This is a genomic window from Enterobacter sp. RHBSTW-00593, assembly GCF_013784105.1.
Lineage (GTDB): Bacteria > Pseudomonadota > Gammaproteobacteria > Enterobacterales > Enterobacteriaceae > Enterobacter > Enterobacter ludwigii.
The window spans coordinates 3,370,080-3,387,891 of the sequence record NZ_CP056393.1 but is presented as its reverse complement, the minus strand read 5'-3'; the positions used below and the strand labels follow the sequence as shown (position 1 = coordinate 3,387,891).

Sequence of the window (17,812 nt, the reverse complement as noted above, 5' to 3'; positions counted from 1 at the left end):
GAGAGGGCAATGGAATTCGCTTTTTATATCTGTGGCCTTATCGCCATCCTGGCTACGCTGCGAGTGATTACGCACACCAATCCGGTGCATGCGCTGCTGTACTTAATTATCTCGCTGCTGGCTATTTCCGGGGTGTTCTTTGCGCTGGGCGCGCACTTTGCTGGTGCGCTGGAGATCATCGTCTACGCCGGGGCCATCATGGTGCTGTTCGTCTTCGTGGTGATGATGCTGAACCTGGGCGGCTCTGAAATTGAGCAGGAACGTCAGTGGTTAAAACCGCAGGTCTGGATTGGCCCGGCGATCCTGTCGGCCATCATGCTGGTGGTCATTGTTTACGCCATTCTGGGTGTGAATGATCAGGGCATCGACGGCACGCCAATCGGCGCTAAAGAGGTGGGTATTACGCTGTTTGGCCCATACGTCCTGGCGGTTGAACTGGCCTCTATGCTGCTGCTGGCGGGCCTGGTTGTTGCCTTCCACGTTGGCCGCGAAGAGCGTGCTGGTGAGTTGCTGAGCAACCGCACTGACGACCGCGCGAAAAGAAAAACGGAGGAACGCGCATGATCCCCTTAACACATGGACTGATCCTCGCTGCGATTTTATTCGTTCTGGGCTTAACCGGTCTGGTTATCCGCCGCAATCTGCTGTTTATGCTGATCGGTCTGGAAATCATGATTAACGCCTCCGCGCTGGCCTTCGTGGTCGCCGGAAGCTACTGGGGCCAGACCGATGGTCAGGTGATGTACATTCTCGCCATCAGCCTCGCGGCTGCCGAAGCGAGTATTGGCCTGGCGCTGTTACTGCAGCTCCATCGTCGCCGCCAGAACCTGAACATCGATTCAGTAAGTGAGTTGCGTGGATGAACATGCTTGCCTTAACCATTATTTTTCCGCTGATTGGCTTCGTGCTGCTGGCGTTTTCTCGTGGCCGCTGGTCTGAGAATCTGTCCGCCACCGTCGGCATGGGCTCTGTGGGTCTGGCTGCGCTGGTAACAGCGTATGCGGGTATCGACTTCTTTAATAACGGGCGTCAGGCCTTCAGCGTACCGCTGTGGACCTGGATGTCGGTCGGTGATTTCAACATCGGTTTCAACCTGGTGCTGGATGGTCTCTCTCTGACCATGCTCTCCGTGGTAACCGGCGTGGGCTTCCTGATCCACATGTTTGCCTCCTGGTATATGCGCGGTGAAGAGGGTTACTCCCGCTTCTTCGCCTACACCAACCTGTTTATCGCGAGCATGGTTGTTCTGGTGCTGGCCGATAACCTGCTGTTGATGTATCTCGGCTGGGAAGGCGTGGGTCTCTGCTCTTATCTGCTGATCGGCTTCTACTATACCGATCCGAAGAATGGCGCAGCGGCCATGAAAGCGTTTGTCGTGACCCGTGTGGGTGACGTCTTCCTCGCCTTCGCGCTGTTCATTCTCTACAACGAACTGGGCACGCTGAATTTCCGCGAAATGGTGGAACTGGCGCCAGCGCACTTCGCTGCCGGCAATGACATGCTGTGGTGGGCAACGCTGATGCTGCTGGGTGGTGCCGTGGGTAAATCCGCGCAGCTGCCGTTGCAGACATGGCTGGCCGACGCGATGGCAGGTCCAACGCCTGTCTCCGCGCTGATCCACGCCGCAACCATGGTTACCGCTGGGGTCTACCTGATTGCGCGTACGCATGGTCTGTTCCTGATGACGCCGGAAATTCTGCATCTGGTGGGTATCGTTGGTGCGGTAACGCTGGTGCTGGCAGGCTTTGCCGCGCTGGTGCAAACCGACATCAAACGCGTTCTCGCATACTCCACCATGAGCCAGATTGGTTATATGTTCCTGGCACTGGGTGTTCAGGCATGGGACGCAGCCATTTTCCACCTGATGACGCACGCGTTCTTTAAAGCGCTGCTGTTCCTCTCATCCGGTTCCGTGATTCTGGCCTGCCACCACGAGCAGAACATCTTCAAGATGGGCGGACTGCGTAAGTCCATTCCGCTGGTTTATGTCTGCTTCCTGGTGGGCGGCGCGGCGCTGGCGGCACTGCCGCTGATTACCGCGGGCTTCTTCAGTAAGGACGAAATCCTTGCCGGTGCCATGGCGAATGGTCATATCAATCTGATGGTTGCGGGTCTGGTCGGTGCGTTCATGACCTCCCTGTATACCTTCCGTATGATTTTCATCGTATTCCACGGTAAAGAACAAATTCACGCTCACGCAGGGAAGGGGATTACTCATCACCTGCCGCTGATTGTGCTGCTGGTACTCTCCACCTTCGTTGGCGCACTGATTGTGCCACCGCTGCAGGGCGTACTGCCGGACACCACCGAGCTTGAGCACGGTCGCGTTCTGACGCTTGAAATCACCTCGGGTGTGGTCGCTATCGCGGGCATCCTGATCGCAGCATGGCTGTGGCTGGGCAAACGTACGCTGGTGACTGCCGTTGCCAACAGTGCGCCAGGCCGCCTGCTGGGGACCTGGTGGTACAACGCGTGGGGCTTCGACTGGCTGTACGACATGATCTTCGTCAAGCCGTTCCTGGGCATTGCGTGGCTGCTGAAACGCGATCCGCTGAACTCCCTGATGAATATCCCGGCGATCCTTTCCCGCTTTGCAGGTAAAGGCCTGCTGTTCAGCGAGAACGGTTACCTGCGCTGGTATGTGGCGTCCATGAGCATCGGTGCGGTTGTCGTGCTGGCGCTGCTGATGGTGTTGCGTTGATCGTTAAGTGAATTTTATTCGAATTCGTTGAAAATCAGGCCCCTGCTGGGGGCCTTAAAAAGGAATGTAAATCGCCATGTTACTACCCTGGCTAATATTAATTCCCTTCATCGGCGGCTTCCTGTGCTGGCAGACTGAACGCTTTGGCGTGAAGATGCCGCGCTGGATCGCGCTGATCACCATGGGATTGACGCTCGCGCTTGGTCTGCAACTGTGGTTGCAGGGTGGCTACTCTCTGACGCAGTCTGCGGGGATTCCGCAGTGGCAGTCTGAATTTATTCTGCCGTGGATCCCGCGTTTTGGGATAACCATTCACCTGGCTATCGACGGTCTGTCGCTGCTGATGGTGGTGCTGACGGGTCTGCTCGGCGTTCTGGCGGTACTGTGCTCCTGGCGAGAAATTGAAAAATACCAGGGCTTCTTCCACCTGAACCTGATGTGGATCCTGGGCGGCGTTATCGGCGTGTTCCTTGCCATCGACATGTTCCTGTTCTTCTTCTTCTGGGAGATGATGCTGGTGCCGATGTACTTCCTGATCGCGCTGTGGGGCCATAAGGCGTCCGACGGTAAAACGCGTATCACGGCGGCAACCAAGTTCTTCATCTATACCCAGGCGAGCGGTCTGGTGATGTTGATTGCGATTCTGGCGCTGGTGTTTGTTCACCATACCGCGACCGGTATCTGGACCTTCAACTATGAAGACCTGCTGAAGACCCCGATGTCTCACGGTGTGGAATACCTGCTGATGCTGGGCTTCTTCATTGCCTTCGCGGTGAAAATGCCGGTGGTTCCCCTGCACGGCTGGCTGCCAGACGCGCACTCACAGGCGCCAACGGCGGGTTCCGTTGACCTTGCGGGGATCTTGCTGAAAACCGCGGCCTACGGTCTGCTGCGTTTCGCTCTGCCGCTATTCCCGAATGCGTCCGCTGAGTTCGCGCCAATTGCGATGTGGCTTGGTGTGATCGGTATCTTCTACGGTGCCTGGATGGCCTTCACGCAGTACGACATTAAACGTCTGATTGCGTACACCTCCGTTTCCCACATGGGCTTTGTACTGATTGCCATCTACACCGGCAGCCAGCTGGCTTACCAGGGGGCGGTTATCCAGATGATTGCGCACGGTCTGTCCGCAGCCGGTCTCTTCATCCTGTGTGGTCAGCTGTACGAACGTCTTCACACCCGTGACATGCGTATGATGGGCGGTCTGTGGAGCAAAATTAAATGGCTGCCAGCGCTCTCTATGTTCTTCGCGGTGGCCACGCTGGGTATGCCAGGCACCGGTAACTTCGTCGGCGAATTTATGATTCTGTTCGGCAGCTTCAAAGTGGTGCCGGTCATTACCGTGATCTCCACCTTTGGTCTGGTGTTCGCTTCCGTTTACTCGCTGGCGATGCTGCACCGCGCTTACTTCGGTAAAGCGAAGAGCGAAATTGCTGCAAAAGAACTGCCGGGGATGTCGCTGCGTGAGCTGTTCATCATCCTGCTGCTGGTCGTACTGCTGGTGCTGTTGGGCTTCTTCCCGCAGCCAATTCTGGATACCTCGCACTCCGCGATGGGGAATATCCAGCAGTGGTTTGTTAATTCTGCTTCTACTACAAGGCCGTAATTCGCCATGACAATAACTCCACAACAACTGATCGCGCTGCTACCGCTGCTGATCGTCGGATTGACGGTGGTGGTTGTGATGCTCTCCATTGCGTGGCGACGCAATCACTTCCTGAATGCCACGCTGTCGGTCATCGGTCTGAACGCCGCATTAGTCTCTCTCTGGTTTGTTGGCCAGGGCGGGGCGATGGACGTCACTCCACTGATGCGCGTTGACGGCTATGCCATGCTATACTCGGGTCTGGTTCTGCTGGCGAGCCTGGCAACCTGTACGTTTGCGTACCCATGGCTGGAAGGCTACAACGACAACAAAGAAGAGTTTTACCTGCTGGTACTGATTGCCGCGCTGGGCGGTATTCTGCTGGCGAATGCGAACCATCTGGCTGCGCTGTTCCTCGGTATTGAGCTTATCTCTCTGCCGCTGTTCGGTCTGATTGGTTACGCCTTCCGTCAGAAACGTTCTCTGGAAGCGAGCATCAAGTACACCATTCTGTCTGCTGCCGCGTCGTCTTTCCTGCTGTTTGGTATCGCGCTGCTGTACGCACAGTCCGGAAACCTCTCTTTCATGGCGCTCGGCAAGAGCCTCGGCGACGGTATGCTGCACGAACCGCTGCTGCTGGCGGGTCTGGGCATGATGATTGTTGGCCTTGGCTTTAAGCTCTCTCTGGTTCCGTTCCACCTGTGGACGCCAGACGTCTACCAGGGCGCACCTGCTCCTGTCTCAACCTTCCTGGCGACGGCGAGCAAAATCGCTATCTTCGGGGTGGTGATGCGTCTGTTCCTGTATGCGCCGGTGGGTGACAGCGAAGCGGTTCGCGTGGTGCTGGGCATCATCGCGTTTGCTTCCATCATCTTCGGTAACCTGATGGCGCTGAGCCAGACCAACATTAAACGTCTGCTGGGCTACTCATCTATCTCCCACCTGGGCTACCTGATGGTGGCACTGATTGCGCTGCAGAGCGGTGAGATGTCGATGGAGACCGTCGGTGTTTACCTGGCCGGTTACCTGTTCAGCAGCCTCGGCGCGTTCGGCGTGGTGAGCCTGATGTCCAGCCCGTACCGTGGTCCGGATGCAGATTCCCTGTTCTCCTACCGTGGTCTGTTCTGGCACCGTCCGATTTTGTCCGCCGTTATGACCGTAATGATGCTCTCTCTGGCGGGTATTCCAATGACGCTGGGCTTTATCGGTAAGTTCTACGTGCTGGCAGTGGGTGTGCAGGCACACCTGTGGTGGCTGACGGCGGGCGTGGTGATCGGCTCTGCAATCGGTCTCTACTACTACCTGCGTGTGGCCGTGAGTCTGTATCTGAGTGCACCTCAGCAGCTGAACCGCGATGCGCCGCGTAACTGGCAGTACAGCGCCGGTGGTATCGTGGTACTGATCTCCGCGCTGCTGGTACTGATCTTCGGTATCTATCCACAGCCGCTGATCACCATCGTGCAGCACGCGATGCCGCTGATGTAATCACGTTGCTGTTTGACCGCAGTGAATAAAAAAACCCGCCTCGGCGGGTTTTTTGTTGGCTTGCGGCCTTGCCCTGTCGGGAAGGCGTGAGCCTGCTGAAAGTTAAGCCAGCTGTTTACGGCTAATCAGCGGACCGTCAATCTTCTTCATTGACCGATCCAGAACTTCTTCAATGACTGACGACAGTTCATTGAGTTCAAACTTTGCCACGTAACCGTCGGCTTTCACCTTGCGAATATGATCTTCGTTAGCATTGCCGGAGAGGGAAGAGTGGATCACCACCGGAATATCTTTCAACAGCGGGTCGGTTTTGATTTTACGCGTCAGGGTAAAGCCGTCCATCTCCGGCATTTCCAGGTCGGTCAGCACCAGTGCAATCTTATCGGTAATCGGAACACCTTCAGCCTGAGCCTGCGCCGCCAGCACGCTAATTTTCTCCCACGCGTCTTTGCCGGTGATATGCAGCTGCGCCGGGATCTCCATCGCCTGCAGACCTTTTTCCAGCATCGAGCGTGCCACTTTAGAGTCTTCGGCGACAATCGCGACGGCACCGGGCTTGATGTGGAATTTCGTGGTCTTCAGATCCGTGGCATGCAGGTCGTGGTTGGCCGGGGTGATGTCATACAGGATCTGCTCAACGTCGAGCACCATCGCCAGCTCATTGGTATCGGTCTTCTCATCCAGACAGGCGATACTGGTGATGTACCGCCCGCTGACGGCAGTTTCCGCCGCGTGCACCTGCTTCCAGTCAAGACGCATGATGTTCTCAACGGATTCCACCGCAAAAGCCTGCACGCTGCGGGCATATTCCGTGATCAGCAGGATGTTCAGCCCGGTAGTTGGCTTACAGCCCGCCACGGCGGCCAGGTCGATTACCGGGATAACCTGATCGCGAATATTCACCATGCCCATCAGCGGTGATTTCATCCCGGCGGGTTTCGTGAACTCTGGCATCGGCACAATTTCACGCAGCTTAAAGACGTTAATGCCAAACAGCTCGGATTTATTTGCGTTCAGAGAGGTGCCAAGACGGAACAGCAACAGTTCAAAACGGTTCGACAGGGTGAGATTCGCCCTGTCATCAATATCTTTCTGGAAATTATCCATTCTACCCTCGAGAGAAATGCTGACCTTTTAATCGTTATCGGCACTCTGAGAGAAAAATGAAGGACTAAACGCTGACCTTAGCGAAATCTTCGGCCAGCTCACATTCCTGGAACCGTTCACGGCACTCTGCCAGCAGGCGTTCACAGCCCCGGGCATCGTAGCGCGAGCTGACATGGGTGACGATCAGTTTCCCGGCGCCCGCGTCACGCGCAAGCTGCGCCGCCTGGTGCGTAGAGCTATGGCCCCGGCTGTTGGCTTTCTCTTCCATCGCCGCCTCGAGGGTGGCTTCATGCACCATGAGATCCACACCCTGCGCCAGCAGCAACGCCGCCGGGCACGGGGCCGTGTCGCCAAAAATCGCCAGTTTTTTCCCGGGCTGCGGGGCGGCGAGGTAATCCTGCCCGTTGATGACGCGCCCGTCTTCCAGCGTCACGGTTTCGCCCTGCTTCAGGCGCTGGAACAGCGGCCCGGGTTTTATTCCGTCGGCCAGTAACGCCGACGCATTGAGCGCGCCGGGTTTATCCCGCTCCTCAATGCGATAACCATAGCACTCCACAGGATGGCTCAGGGGTTGGGCTGTCACCCGATACACACCGTCATCCAGCACCAGACCGGCGGTTATCTCCACCACCTCCAGGGGGTAATCTGTCCATGAGCCGCTCAGACGCAGCGTGGTGTCGACAAATTCCCGAATACCCGCAGGCCCGTAAATCGTCAGCGGGTTGGCATTGCCCGCCATTGAGCGGCTGCACAACAGACCAGGCAGGCCAAACAGATGGTCGCCATGCAGATGGGTAATGAAAATTCTATCCAGTTTGCCGGGATGATACGGGGTATGTAGCAGCTGATGCTGCGTCCCTTCACCGCAGTCAAAAAGCCATAATCCACCCCGCGTCGGGTGCTGCAAATCCAGCAGAATCGCGGTCACATTTCGTGATCGGGTTGGCACTCCAGCGGACGTACCGAGAAAAATCAGTTCCATAACGTAATCAGCCCTTTGCCGAACGGGGAGGGGTTTAGTATAACGTGATGAACCCAGGAAGGAGACTGACATGATCCAGTGGCAAGATTTACACCATAGTGAGCTCACGGTAGCGTCACTTTACGCGCTGCTTAAACTGCGTTGCGAAGTGTTTGTTGTTGAACAAACCTGCCCGTATCAGGATATCGATGGCGATGATCTTATTGGCGAGAATCGCCATATTCTTGGCTGGCGGGACAACGCGCTGGTGGCGTATGCGAGGATTCTGAAAAGCGAAGACGATTTTGAGCCTGTCGTGATTGGTCGCGTGATTATCAGCGGCAACGCGCGTGGTGAAAAACTGGGCTATCAGCTGATGGAAAAAACGCTGGAAGCGTGCCAAAAACAGTGGCCGGACAAGGCGTTATATCTGGGCGCGCAGGCGCACCTGCAACCGTTTTACGGGCATTTTGGGTTTACGCCCGTGACGGACGTGTACGATGAGGACGGTATTCCACACATCGGCATGGCGCGGGAAGCGAAACAGGCGTAATGGCGAGTCGTTGGCTATAGTTAGCGGACTGGTGTACTAACATGGAGAAAAATATGTCATTTCAATCCTGGGATACCCGTATCGATGACGACCTGGCCTTGCTGAGCGAAACGCTGGAAGAGGTGTTACGTTCGTCGGGCGACCCTGCCGATCAGAAATATATTGAGCTGAAAGCCCGTGCCGAAAAAGCACTGGATGATGTTAAAAATCGCGTCAGCCATGCTTCGGACAATTACTACTACCGCGCGAAAAAGGCGGTATACCGTGCCGATGATTACGTCCATGAAAAACCATGGCAAGGCATCGGGGTAGGGGCAGCTGTCGGACTGGTGCTGGGGCTGCTTTTAGCCCGCCGTTAACGTTCCTTATACGGTTAACCACTCCCTATACGTGGGTACTGCTATTTATGGTCAGTACCCCGTATAATATGAGGTTTTAACAGGGAGAGGTTCGCGTGAATTCGATTTCCACCGCGCTGGAGCATCTGCGTAGCCAGCTTACGCAAGCGTTACCCACTGCACCCGGTTTACATCACTTCGACGTCTCTTTCCCGTTAAACGACGCCTTCGATCCCCTGGCCTGGCTGGGTGTTCAGCATTGCTATCCTCAGTTTTACTGGCAACAGCGTAACGGTGATGAAGAACTTGCTGCGCTTGGTGCCGTCGCGCATTTCTCCTCTCTGGCATTTGCCTCAAAGTTTTTGCAGGCGCATGATGCGGCCCGCGACACGCGTATCTGCGGCCTGAATGCGTTTAATCCCGAGCAGGGCAGTCTGTTTTTACCGCGTCTGCTGTGGCGACGTACCGCCGGACAGGCCACGTTACGCCTGCAGCTGTGGAGCGACAGTTCACTTCACGATGATGCCCGCGCCGCGCTGGATTTTCTCCAGCAGCTCGGTGAGGCGAGACCCATTCGTCCGTTGTCCGTTGAGGTTGTGCAGGAAAAGCATCATCCGGAACAACCCGAATGGCTGCGCCTTATCCGCAAGGCAACCCAGACCATCGCACGCGGTGATTTTGACAAGGTGGTGCTCGCCCGGGCAACCGACCTGCAGTTTAAGCACTCTGTTAACCCTGTCGCACTGATGGCTGCCAGCCGCGCCCTGAACCTGAACTGCTACCATTTCTGCATGGTGTTCGATGCCAGCAACGCGTTTCTCGGCTCGACCCCCGAGCGCCTGTGGCGCAGACGCGGCAAGCTGCTGCGCACGGAAGCGCTGGCAGGCACCGTCGCCAGCCATACCGATGATAAACAGGCCAAACGGCTGGGCGACTGGTTGATGAACGACGACAAAAATCAGCGTGAAAATATGCTGGTGGTGGAAGATATTTGCCAGCGGCTCCAGCACCATACCCAGACGCTGGAGGTGCTGCCCGCCCAGGTTGTACGGCTGCGTAAAGTACAGCATCTGCGTCGCTGTATCTGGACCGAGCTCAAACACGCTGACGATGCACAATGCCTGCATGTTCTGCAGCCCACGGCGGCCGTCGCCGGTCTGCCGCGTCAGGCGGCGCGCGACTTTATCCACCACAACGAGCCGTTCGACCGCGAGTGGTACGCCGGTTCTGCCGGGTATTTATCCCCTGAACAAAGCGAGTTCTGCGTGGCGTTGCGTTCTGCCCGTGTTTACGAAGACGCCCTGCGGCTGTACGCCGGGGCGGGAATTGTCAGCGGCTCTGACCCGGAGCAGGAGTGGCAGGAGATAGAAAACAAAGCGGCCGGACTGCGCTCTCTGCTCCTAAGGGATTAATACTGATTCGCGCAATCCCGATTCATATCAAAATTCCAATTTTTTCTATTATTTATACTGTGTCGCATTCTTGATACCGGACAATCTCATGTCAGTAAGTTCTTTTAACCGACGCTGGGCGGCGGTGATCCTTGAAGCCCTGACTCGCCATGGCGTCAGGCACGTGTGTATTGCACCGGGTTCTCGTTCAACGCCGCTGACGCTGGCGGCCGCTGAAAACCGGGCATTTATTCACCACACTCATTTCGATGAACGCGGGCTTGGCCATCTGGCGCTGGGGCTGGCGAAAGTCAGCAACGAGCCTGTGGCGGTGATTGTGACCTCCGGTACCGCGGTGGCAAACCTCTATCCGGCGCTGATCGAAGCCGGATTAACCGGGGAGAAACTGATCCTGCTGACCGCGGATCGTCCCCCCGAGCTTATCGACTGTGGTGCCAACCAGGCCATTCGTCAGCCGGGCATCTTTGCCTCGCATCCTTCACAGGCAATTGCGCTACCGCGTCCCACTCAGGATATTCCGGCAAGCTGGCTGGTCTCGACAATCGATCATGCCATCGGGACACTGCGCAGCGGGGCGCTGCATATTAACTGTCCGTTTGCCGAACCGCTGTATGGCGAAATGGATGACACCGGTCTTGAATGGCAGCGCACCCTGGGTGAGTGGTGGCAAAGTGAAAAGCCGTGGCTGCGTGCACAACCGCATCCTGAAAGGGCCAGACAACGTGACTGGTTCTTCTGGCGGCAGAAGCGTGGCGTGGTGGTTGCCGGGCGCATGAGCGCCGCGCAAGGCAAGCTGGTTGCGGAATGGGCGCAAACCCTTGGCTGGCCGCTGATTGGCGACGTGCTTTCCCAGACCGGTCAGCCGCTGCCGTGTGCCGACCTCTGGCTGGGGAATGCGAAGGCGGTCACCGAGCTTTCGCAGGCGCAGATTATTGTCCAGCTCGGCTCAAGCCTGACCGGTAAACGGTTACTGCAGTGGCAGGCAACCTGTGATCCAGAAGAGTACTGGCTGGTGGACTCGCTGGAAGGGCGGCTCGACCCGGCACACCATCGTGGTCGTCGTCTGGTCAGTGAGATTGACGCCTGGCTTGCGCTCCATCCGGCTGAAAAACGCAAGCCCTGGGCCGTTGCGATCCCGGCGCTTTCGGAACAGGCCTGGGCGTTAACCCAGGCGAGCTGCGAAGCATTCAGTGAGGCCGGGCTGGCACACCGTATTCGTCAGTATCTGCCCGAGCAGGGGCAGCTCTTTGTCGGCAACAGTCTGGTGGTTCGCCTGATAGATGCCTTTTCAAAGCTGCCAGCCGGTTACCCGGTCTACAGTAACCGGGGGGCCAGCGGCATTGACGGGTTGATCTCCACGGCGGCGGGCGTACAGCGTGCCAGCGCGAAGTCTACGCTGGCAATCGTCGGCGATCTCTCCGCGCTGTACGACCTCAATGCCCTGGCGCTGCTGCGTCAGGTTTCGGCACCGTTTGTGCTGATTGTGGTTAACAACAACGGTGGACAGATTTTCTCCCTGCTGCCCACCCCGCAGAGCGAACGTGAGCGTTTCTATCTGATGCCGCAGAACGTGCAGTTTGAACACGCCGCGGCAATGTTCAGCCTGAAATACCATCGCCCGGAAAGCTGGGAGGCGCTTGATGCGGCCCTGAGCAGCGCCTGGCGACAGCCCGGTGCGACGCTGATCGAGCTGGTGGTGAACGATGCTGACGGCGCGCAGAAACTGCAAAGCCTGCTGGCTCAGGTAAGCCACCTGTGATCCTTACGGGCGTGCAGCAGGCTGGAAAGCCAGGTTATCCCTGGCTGGTGTTTTTGCACGGTTTTTCCGGTGATTGCCGCGAGTGGCAGACGGTCGGGGCGGCGCTGAGCGATTACCCGCAGCTGTATCTCGACCTGCCGGGACACGGTGATTCCGGCAATACTGGCGTGACCGGGTTCGAGGAGATGAGCGATTTGCTGACCCGAACCCTGCTTAGTTACAACATACTGAATTTCTGGCTGGTGGGGTACTCCCTCGGCGGCCGCATTGCGATGTTCCATGCCTGCCAGCAGCCAGAGGGGCTGAAGGGCATTATTGTGGAAGGAGGCCATCCCGGGCTACAGGATGCCGGTGAGCGGAGTGCGCGGCTGGCATCCGATCGCCGCTGGGCGCGGCGCTTTCGCACCGAATCGCTCGACGTGGTTTTCACCGACTGGTACCGACAACCTGTATTTGCTTCCCTGACGGACGTTCAGCGGCAGGCGCTTATTCGCCTGCGTAGCCAGAACAATGGCGCGACTCTGGCGATGATGCTCGAGGCCACCTCGCTGGCCGTGCAGCCTGATTTACGTCCGGCACTGAGCGCCTGCAACGTCGCTTTTGATTATTTATATGGTGAACGTGATGAGAAGTTCAAAGCCCTTGCGGCTGAACTGCACGCCGTACGCCATGCGATCCCCCATGCCGGACACAACGCCCACCGGGAAAACCCCGCTGCGGTTGCTGCGAGTCTGGCTCAGATACTGCGTCTTCGAATAAAGGACTCTCTATGATCTATCCTGATGAACACATGCTCTATGCGCCGGTTGAATGGCAAGACTGCTCCGAAGGTTACTCCGACATTCGTTACCACAAATCCGCAGACGGCATTGCCAAAATCACCATCAACCGCCCGCAGGTGCGTAACGCATTCCGTCCGCTGACCGTCAAAGAGATGATTCAGGCGCTGGCAGACGCGCGCTATGACGACAACATCGGTGTTATCGTCCTGACCGGCGAAGGTGAAAAGGCATTCTGTGCCGGTGGCGATCAGAAAGTGCGCGGCGATTACGGCGGATACCAGGATGACTCTGGCGTTCACCACCTGAACGTGCTCGATTTCCAGCGCCAGATCCGCACCTGTCCAAAACCGGTGGTGGCGATGGTGGCAGGCTACTCCATCGGCGGCGGCCATGTGCTTCACATGATGTGTGACCTGACCATTGCCGCAGAGAACGCCATCTTTGGCCAGACGGGCCCGAAAGTGGGTTCGTTCGATGGTGGCTGGGGGGCTTCCTACATGGCTCGTATTGTCGGTCAGAAAAAAGCCCGCGAAATCTGGTTCCTGTGCCGTCAGTACACTGCTCAGGAAGCGCTGGATATGGGCCTGGTGAACACCGTGGTGCCAATTGCCGACCTCGAGAAAGAGACCGTGCGCTGGTGTCGTGAAATGCTGCAAAACAGCCCGATGGCGCTGCGCTGCCTGAAAGCGGCCCTGAATGCCGACTGTGACGGTCAGGCAGGTCTGCAGGAGCTGGCAGGTAACGCCACCATGCTGTTCTACATGACCGAAGAAGGGCAGGAAGGTCGCAACGCCTTTAACGAAAAACGCCAGCCTGACTTCAGCAAATATAAACGGAATCCGTAATGCGTCGCGCGCAGGTTTACCGCTGGCAGATACCGATGGACGCGGGCGTGGTGCTGCGTGAACGGCGGTTAAAAACCCGTGATGGCATGCTGGTGCATCTGCAGCAGGGCGAGCAGGAAGGCTGGGGCGAGATTTCGCCGCTGCCGGGCTTTAGCCTTGAATCGCTGGAGGACGCGCAGACGGTATTGCTGGCGTGGGCCAGTGAGTGGCGTGAGGGCGCGAACCCGGCGTTGCCGGAGGTGCCTTCCGCGGCTTTTGGTATTAGCTGCGCGCTGGCGGAGCTGGACGGTCGCTTGCCTGCAGAGGCTAATTACCGCGCGGCACCGCTCTGTACGGGCGATCCGGATGAGCTGTTTGCGCTGCTCGCCGCCATGCCGGGCGAGAAAGTGGCGAAAATCAAAGTCGGTCTCTATGAAGCGGTGCGCGATGGGATGGTCGCTAACCTCTTACTGGAAGCATTGCCCGACCTGCATCTGCGTCTGGATGCTAACCGCGCCTGGACGCCGCTGAAGGCGCAGCAGTTCGCGAAGTACGTAAACCCGGCGTACCGCAGTCGTATCGCGTTTCTGGAAGAGCCGTGTAAAACCCGCGACGATTCCCGGGCGTTTGCCCGTGAAACCGGCATTGCCATCGCGTGGGATGAAAGCCTGCGTGAAGACGGCTTTGCGTTTGTCGCCGAACCGGGTGTCCGCGCGGTGGTCATTAAACCGACGTTGACCGGCAGCCTTGCTAAGGTACGTGAGCAGGTCGCGGCGGCCCATGCCGCCGGGCTGACGGCGGTCATCAGCTCTTCGATTGAGTCCAGCCTGGGGCTAACCCAACTGGCGCGCGTTGCCGCCTGGTTAACGCCAGACACTGTCCCCGGTCTCGATACGCTGAACCTGATGCAAAATCAGCTTATCCGCCCGTGGCCAGACAGCACGCTGCCGCTCCTTGACGTTGAGGGGCTGGAGCCATTGCTATGAGTTTTACCGACTGGCCGTGGCGACACTGGTGCGCGCAGTATGCTGATAAACCGGCCCTGAGGCTGAACGATGAGACGCTCAGCTGGCAACAGCTGTGTGTGCGCATCGACAGACTGGCCGCGGGCTTTCAGCTGCAGGGTGTGCAGGAGGGCGACGGCGTACTGCTGCTGGCGCATAATCACCCGCAAACCCTGATGGCATGGCTGGCATTGCTTCAGTGCGGGGCACGTATTCTTCCCGTTAACCCGCAGCTGCCGCACCCGTTGCTGGACGTGTTGCTCCCGCAGATGACGCTGCGCTTTGCCCTGGTGCTGGACGGCGTCTACGACGGGCTGGTCGCGCTCAGTATGCGCGAGGCGCCGGGCGGGTGTCGCGTGGCGTGGCAACCATCGCGGCTGGCTTCCATGACGCTGACATCCGGTTCAACCGGTTTACCCAAGGCGGCGGTCCATACCTGTGCCGCCCATCTTGCCAGTGCGCGCGGCGTGCTTTCGCTGATGCCCTACGACGATGAAGACGACTGGCTGCTCTCCCTGCCGCTGTTTCATGTCTCCGGGCAGGGGATTTTGTGGCGCTGGCTGCAGGCTGGCGCGCGCTTAACCGTCCGCGAGAAGCAGCCGCTGGCGCAGGCCCTGCAGGGCTGTACGCATGCCTCACTGGTACCGACGCAGCTCTGGCGTCTGCTTAATGCACACCAGCCTGTCGCGCTAAAAGCCGTACTGCTTGGCGGGGCCGCGATCCCCATTGACCTGACTCAGCAGGCGAGCCAGCGGGGGATCCGCACTTTCTGTGGCTACGGTCTGACGGAGTTTGCCTCAACGGTTTGTGCCAAAGAGGCGGACGGTGAACCGGACGTCGGCGCTGCGCTGCCGGGCAGAGAGGTGCGGGTGGTTGACGGTGAAGTGTGGATCAAAGCGCAAAGTATGGCCGCAGGTTACTGGCGGGACGGTGCATTGATTCCGCTGACCAATGCTCAGGGCTGGTTTGCCACCCGCGATCGCGGGGAATGGCATAACGGGCGCCTGACGATCCTTGGCCGAATGGACAACCTCTTTTTCAGCGGGGGCGAAGGGATCCAGCCGGAAAGCCTTGAGCGGGTTATTGCCCGCCATCCGCAGATAAACCAGGCGTTTATCGTCCCACTCGATGACGCCGAGTTCGGTCAGCGTCCGGTGGCGGTGGTGGAGTGTGAACCGGGAACCGATATCACCGGCTTCCCGGCGTGGGTACAGGGTAAACTGGCGCGCTTTGAGCAGCCGGTGCACTGGCTGATGCTGCCGGCAGAGCTCAAAAATGGCGGGATTAAGATCTCCCGCCAGGCATTAAAACAGTGGGTCACCCGTCTGTTGAAAGGATAATCAACCGATATCCGGTGCCGGTTTGCGCTGGCGGCGACGCAGCAGACGCAATACCGGCGGAACCACAATCACCAGAATGGCCATCGCTAACAGCACCTTCGTCACGCTGCTGTCCCACAGAATAGATATATTGCCGTTGCTGATGGACAAGGCGCGGCGCAGGTTCTGCTCCAGCATCTCTCCCAGCACAAAGCCTAAAATCAGCGGCGACATCGGGAAGTGCATCTTACGCAGGATGTAGCCCAGTACGCCAAGCAGCACCATCAGCACCAGATCGAAAGTAGTGCTGTGTACCGCATACACCCCCACCGCAGAGACGGCCGCGATAGCCGGCACCAGGAACCACAGGGGAATTGTCAGCATCCGGGTGAACAGACCAATCAGCTGAATGTTCATGACCAGCAGCATCACGTTGGCGATCAGCAGCGCTGCAATCAGCCCCCAGACAATATCCGGCTGCTCGGTAAACATGGCCGGTCCAGGCGTAATGTTATAGAGCGTCAGCGCGCCCATCATCACCGCCGTGGTGCCCGAGCCCGGTACGCCAAGGGTCAGCATCGGGATAAACGAACCGCAGGCCGAGGCGTTATTCGCAGCCTCTGGTGCCGCTACCCCACGAATGTCCCCCTTGCCGAAGCTGTCACTGTTGCCGCTGAGCTTTTTCTCGGTCATGTAAGTGATGGCGCTGGCGATGGTGGCCCCGGCCCCCGGCAGAATGCCGACGAAGAAGCCAATTACCGACGAACGCAGCGTCGCGCCGATACACTGTGCGCCCTCTTTGGCACTGAAAAGCATGCGGCCCGTTTTACGCACCAGCGTCTGTCCGCTGCTGGTATGCTCCAGCATCAATAAAATTTCAGAGACCGAGAACAGGCCAATCACGACCACGATAAACTGCACGCCGTCGGAAAGGTGCACGCTGTCAAAGGTAAAGCGATAAACCCCGGTGTTGGCATCCACGCCGACGGTGGCTAACCCTAAGCCAATCAGCGCGGACAAAAACGATTTCAGCGGATTCTGCGCCATCATGCTGCCGAGACAGGCGATGGCAAAGACCATCAGCGCAAAATACTCTGCCGGACCAAACGCCAGCGACCACTGGGCCAGCGCAGGGGCAAACAGAATGATACCGCCGATGGCAATCAGCGAACCACAAAACGAACTGACTGCGGAGATGGACAGCGCCACGCCACCGCGACCCTGCCGTGCCATCGGGTAGCCATCCAGCGCGGTCATAATGGCCGCCGCATCGCCGGGCACGTTCAGCAGGATGGAGGAAATTCGCCCGCCATATTCACAGCCGATATACACCGTCGCCAGCAGGATCAGCGCCGATTCCGCAGGCAGATGCAGGGCAAACGCCAGCGGGAGTAAAATGGCAACGCCGTTAATCGGCCCAAGGCCGGGCAGCAGACCCACAATGGTCCCGACAAAGCAGCCGATCAGGGCTATCACCAGGTTTTCCGGGGTCATCGCCACGGCGAACCCCTGCGAGAGATAAATCCAGGTATCCATAGCGTGCTCCGTTAATTAAACCATGCGCCGAGCGGTAAGGTCACATCCAGCAGGCGGTCAAAGGCAAACCACAGCAAGATCCCCATTACCGCGCCGGAAATCCCCGCCGCCGGGAGGGTGGCGTTAAACAGCATGCCGATCACCATCGTCAGGATGGCGGTTGCCACCGGAAAGCCGAGCCACTCAAAACCCCAGGCGTACATCAGCAGAACGATGACCATCACCAGCAGACGCTGCAGAATACGGCGCGGTGGCCACTCTACGGTATCCGGATGACGGAGCAGCAGGGCCACCGAGCAGAGCAGCATCAGTCCAACAATGCCCATCGGGAAGGGGCGCGGCCCCACCGGTTCATAGCTGTATTCGCTGTGGATCTGCCAGGCGACGAACATCCCACCGACGCAGAGCAGCAGCCAAATCCCGGCAAAAATACGATCGCTCATACC

17 protein-coding genes are annotated in these 17,812 nt (G+C 58.1%); 13 read left to right on the top strand and 4 right to left on the bottom strand.

Annotated features, from left to right (window positions below; translation table 11 throughout):
• Positions 1 to 9 precede the first annotated feature (9 nt).
• The 5 genes from nuoJ to nuoN all read left to right on the top strand — a co-directional run bounded on the left by nuoJ (position 10) and on the right by nuoN (position 5,771).
• Complete coding sequence (gene nuoJ / locus HV242_RS16165; RefSeq protein WP_014170993.1) at positions 10 to 564, top strand: NADH-quinone oxidoreductase subunit J; 555 nt, start codon at positions 10 to 12, stop codon at positions 562 to 564.
• A complete protein-coding gene (gene nuoK / locus HV242_RS16160; protein ID WP_003861496.1) occupies positions 561 to 863 on the top strand; it encodes an NADH-quinone oxidoreductase subunit NuoK in 303 nt (100 codons plus the stop codon). Before nuoJ ends, nuoK begins: the two co-directional genes overlap by 4 nt.
• Positions 860 to 2,701 carry an NADH-quinone oxidoreductase subunit L gene (nuoL, locus tag HV242_RS16155; protein ID WP_014170992.1) on the top strand — a complete coding sequence of 614 codons (1,842 nt, stop codon included), beginning with the start codon at positions 860 to 862 and terminating at the stop codon, positions 2,699 to 2,701. Before nuoK ends, nuoL begins: the two co-directional genes overlap by 4 nt.
• Positions 2,702 to 2,777: 76 nt before the next feature.
• On the top strand, positions 2,778 to 4,307 hold the full coding sequence (nuoM, locus tag HV242_RS16150) for an NADH-quinone oxidoreductase subunit M (protein ID WP_014170991.1): 1,530 nt from the start codon (positions 2,778 to 2,780) through the stop codon (positions 4,305 to 4,307).
• 6 nt (positions 4,308 to 4,313) lie between these two features.
• On the top strand, positions 4,314 to 5,771 hold the full coding sequence (gene nuoN / locus HV242_RS16145; RefSeq protein WP_014170990.1) for an NADH-quinone oxidoreductase subunit NuoN: 1,458 nt from the start codon (positions 4,314 to 4,316) through the stop codon (positions 5,769 to 5,771).
• Positions 5,772 to 5,873: 102 nt separating this feature from the next.
• On the opposite strand, the gene HV242_RS16140 is transcribed toward nuoN, so the two are convergent.
• Positions 5,874 to 6,878 (bottom strand): chemotaxis protein, encoded by a 1,005-nt coding sequence (locus tag HV242_RS16140; RefSeq protein WP_014170989.1) that lies wholly within the window; start codon positions 6,876 to 6,878, stop codon positions 5,874 to 5,876.
• Positions 6,879 to 6,942: 64 nt separating this feature from the next.
• The gene (gene rbn / locus HV242_RS16135; protein WP_047742970.1) at positions 6,943 to 7,860 is read right to left on the bottom strand and encodes a ribonuclease BN; all 918 of its coding nucleotides are present in this window, start codon (positions 7,858 to 7,860) and stop codon (positions 6,943 to 6,945) included.
• 70 nt (positions 7,861 to 7,930) lie between these two features.
• On the opposite strand from rbn, the gene HV242_RS16130 reads away from it, so the two are divergent.
• The 8 genes from HV242_RS16130 (at position 7,931) to menE (ending at position 15,851) form a co-directional block, all read left to right on the top strand.
• Positions 7,931 to 8,392 carry a GNAT family N-acetyltransferase gene (locus HV242_RS16130; RefSeq protein ID WP_025203589.1) on the top strand — a complete coding sequence of 154 codons (462 nt, stop codon included), beginning with the start codon at positions 7,931 to 7,933 and terminating at the stop codon, positions 8,390 to 8,392.
• Positions 8,393 to 8,445: 53 nt separating this feature from the next.
• Positions 8,446 to 8,751 carry a stress response protein ElaB gene (elaB, locus tag HV242_RS16125; protein WP_020883147.1) on the top strand — a complete coding sequence of 102 codons (306 nt, stop codon included), beginning with the start codon at positions 8,446 to 8,448 and terminating at the stop codon, positions 8,749 to 8,751.
• 95 nt (positions 8,752 to 8,846) lie between these two features.
• Complete coding sequence (menF, locus tag HV242_RS16120) at positions 8,847 to 10,142, top strand: isochorismate synthase MenF (protein ID WP_050737134.1); 1,296 nt, start codon at positions 8,847 to 8,849, stop codon at positions 10,140 to 10,142.
• A gap of 88 nt (positions 10,143 to 10,230) precedes the next feature.
• Entirely contained in the window at positions 10,231 to 11,901 is a 1,671-nt protein-coding gene (menD, locus tag HV242_RS16115; RefSeq protein ID WP_063858287.1) for a 2-succinyl-5-enolpyruvyl-6-hydroxy-3-cyclohexene-1-carboxylic-acid synthase, read from the top strand.
• Entirely contained in the window at positions 11,898 to 12,674 is a 777-nt protein-coding gene (gene menH, locus HV242_RS16110) for a 2-succinyl-6-hydroxy-2,4-cyclohexadiene-1-carboxylate synthase (RefSeq protein ID WP_050737133.1), read from the top strand. The genes menD and menH overlap by 4 nt, the downstream gene beginning before the upstream one ends.
• Positions 12,671 to 13,528, top strand: a complete 858-nt coding sequence (gene menB / locus HV242_RS16105) for a 1,4-dihydroxy-2-naphthoyl-CoA synthase (protein ID WP_014170982.1) — start codon at positions 12,671 to 12,673, stop codon at positions 13,526 to 13,528. The genes menH and menB overlap by 4 nt, the downstream gene beginning before the upstream one ends.
• The gene (gene menC, locus HV242_RS16100; protein ID WP_050737132.1) at positions 13,528 to 14,493 is read left to right on the top strand and encodes an o-succinylbenzoate synthase; all 966 of its coding nucleotides are present in this window, start codon (positions 13,528 to 13,530) and stop codon (positions 14,491 to 14,493) included. Before menB ends, menC begins: the two co-directional genes overlap by 1 nt.
• Positions 14,490 to 15,851: an o-succinylbenzoate--CoA ligase gene (gene menE / locus HV242_RS16095; protein WP_050737131.1), complete on the top strand. Its 1,362-nt coding sequence runs from the start codon at positions 14,490 to 14,492 to the stop codon at positions 15,849 to 15,851. Before menC ends, menE begins: the two co-directional genes overlap by 4 nt.
• Here the strand turns inward: menE and HV242_RS16090 are convergent, their stop codons facing one another.
• Positions 15,852 to 17,366: a tripartite tricarboxylate transporter permease gene (locus HV242_RS16090; RefSeq protein WP_050737130.1), complete on the bottom strand. Its 1,515-nt coding sequence runs from the start codon at positions 17,364 to 17,366 to the stop codon at positions 15,852 to 15,854.
• 11 nt (positions 17,367 to 17,377) lie between these two features.
• Positions 17,378 to 17,809, bottom strand: coding sequence for a tripartite tricarboxylate transporter TctB family protein (locus HV242_RS16085; protein WP_020883153.1), 432 nt, complete (start codon positions 17,807 to 17,809; stop codon positions 17,378 to 17,380).
• Positions 17,810 to 17,812: the final 3 nt, after the last annotated feature.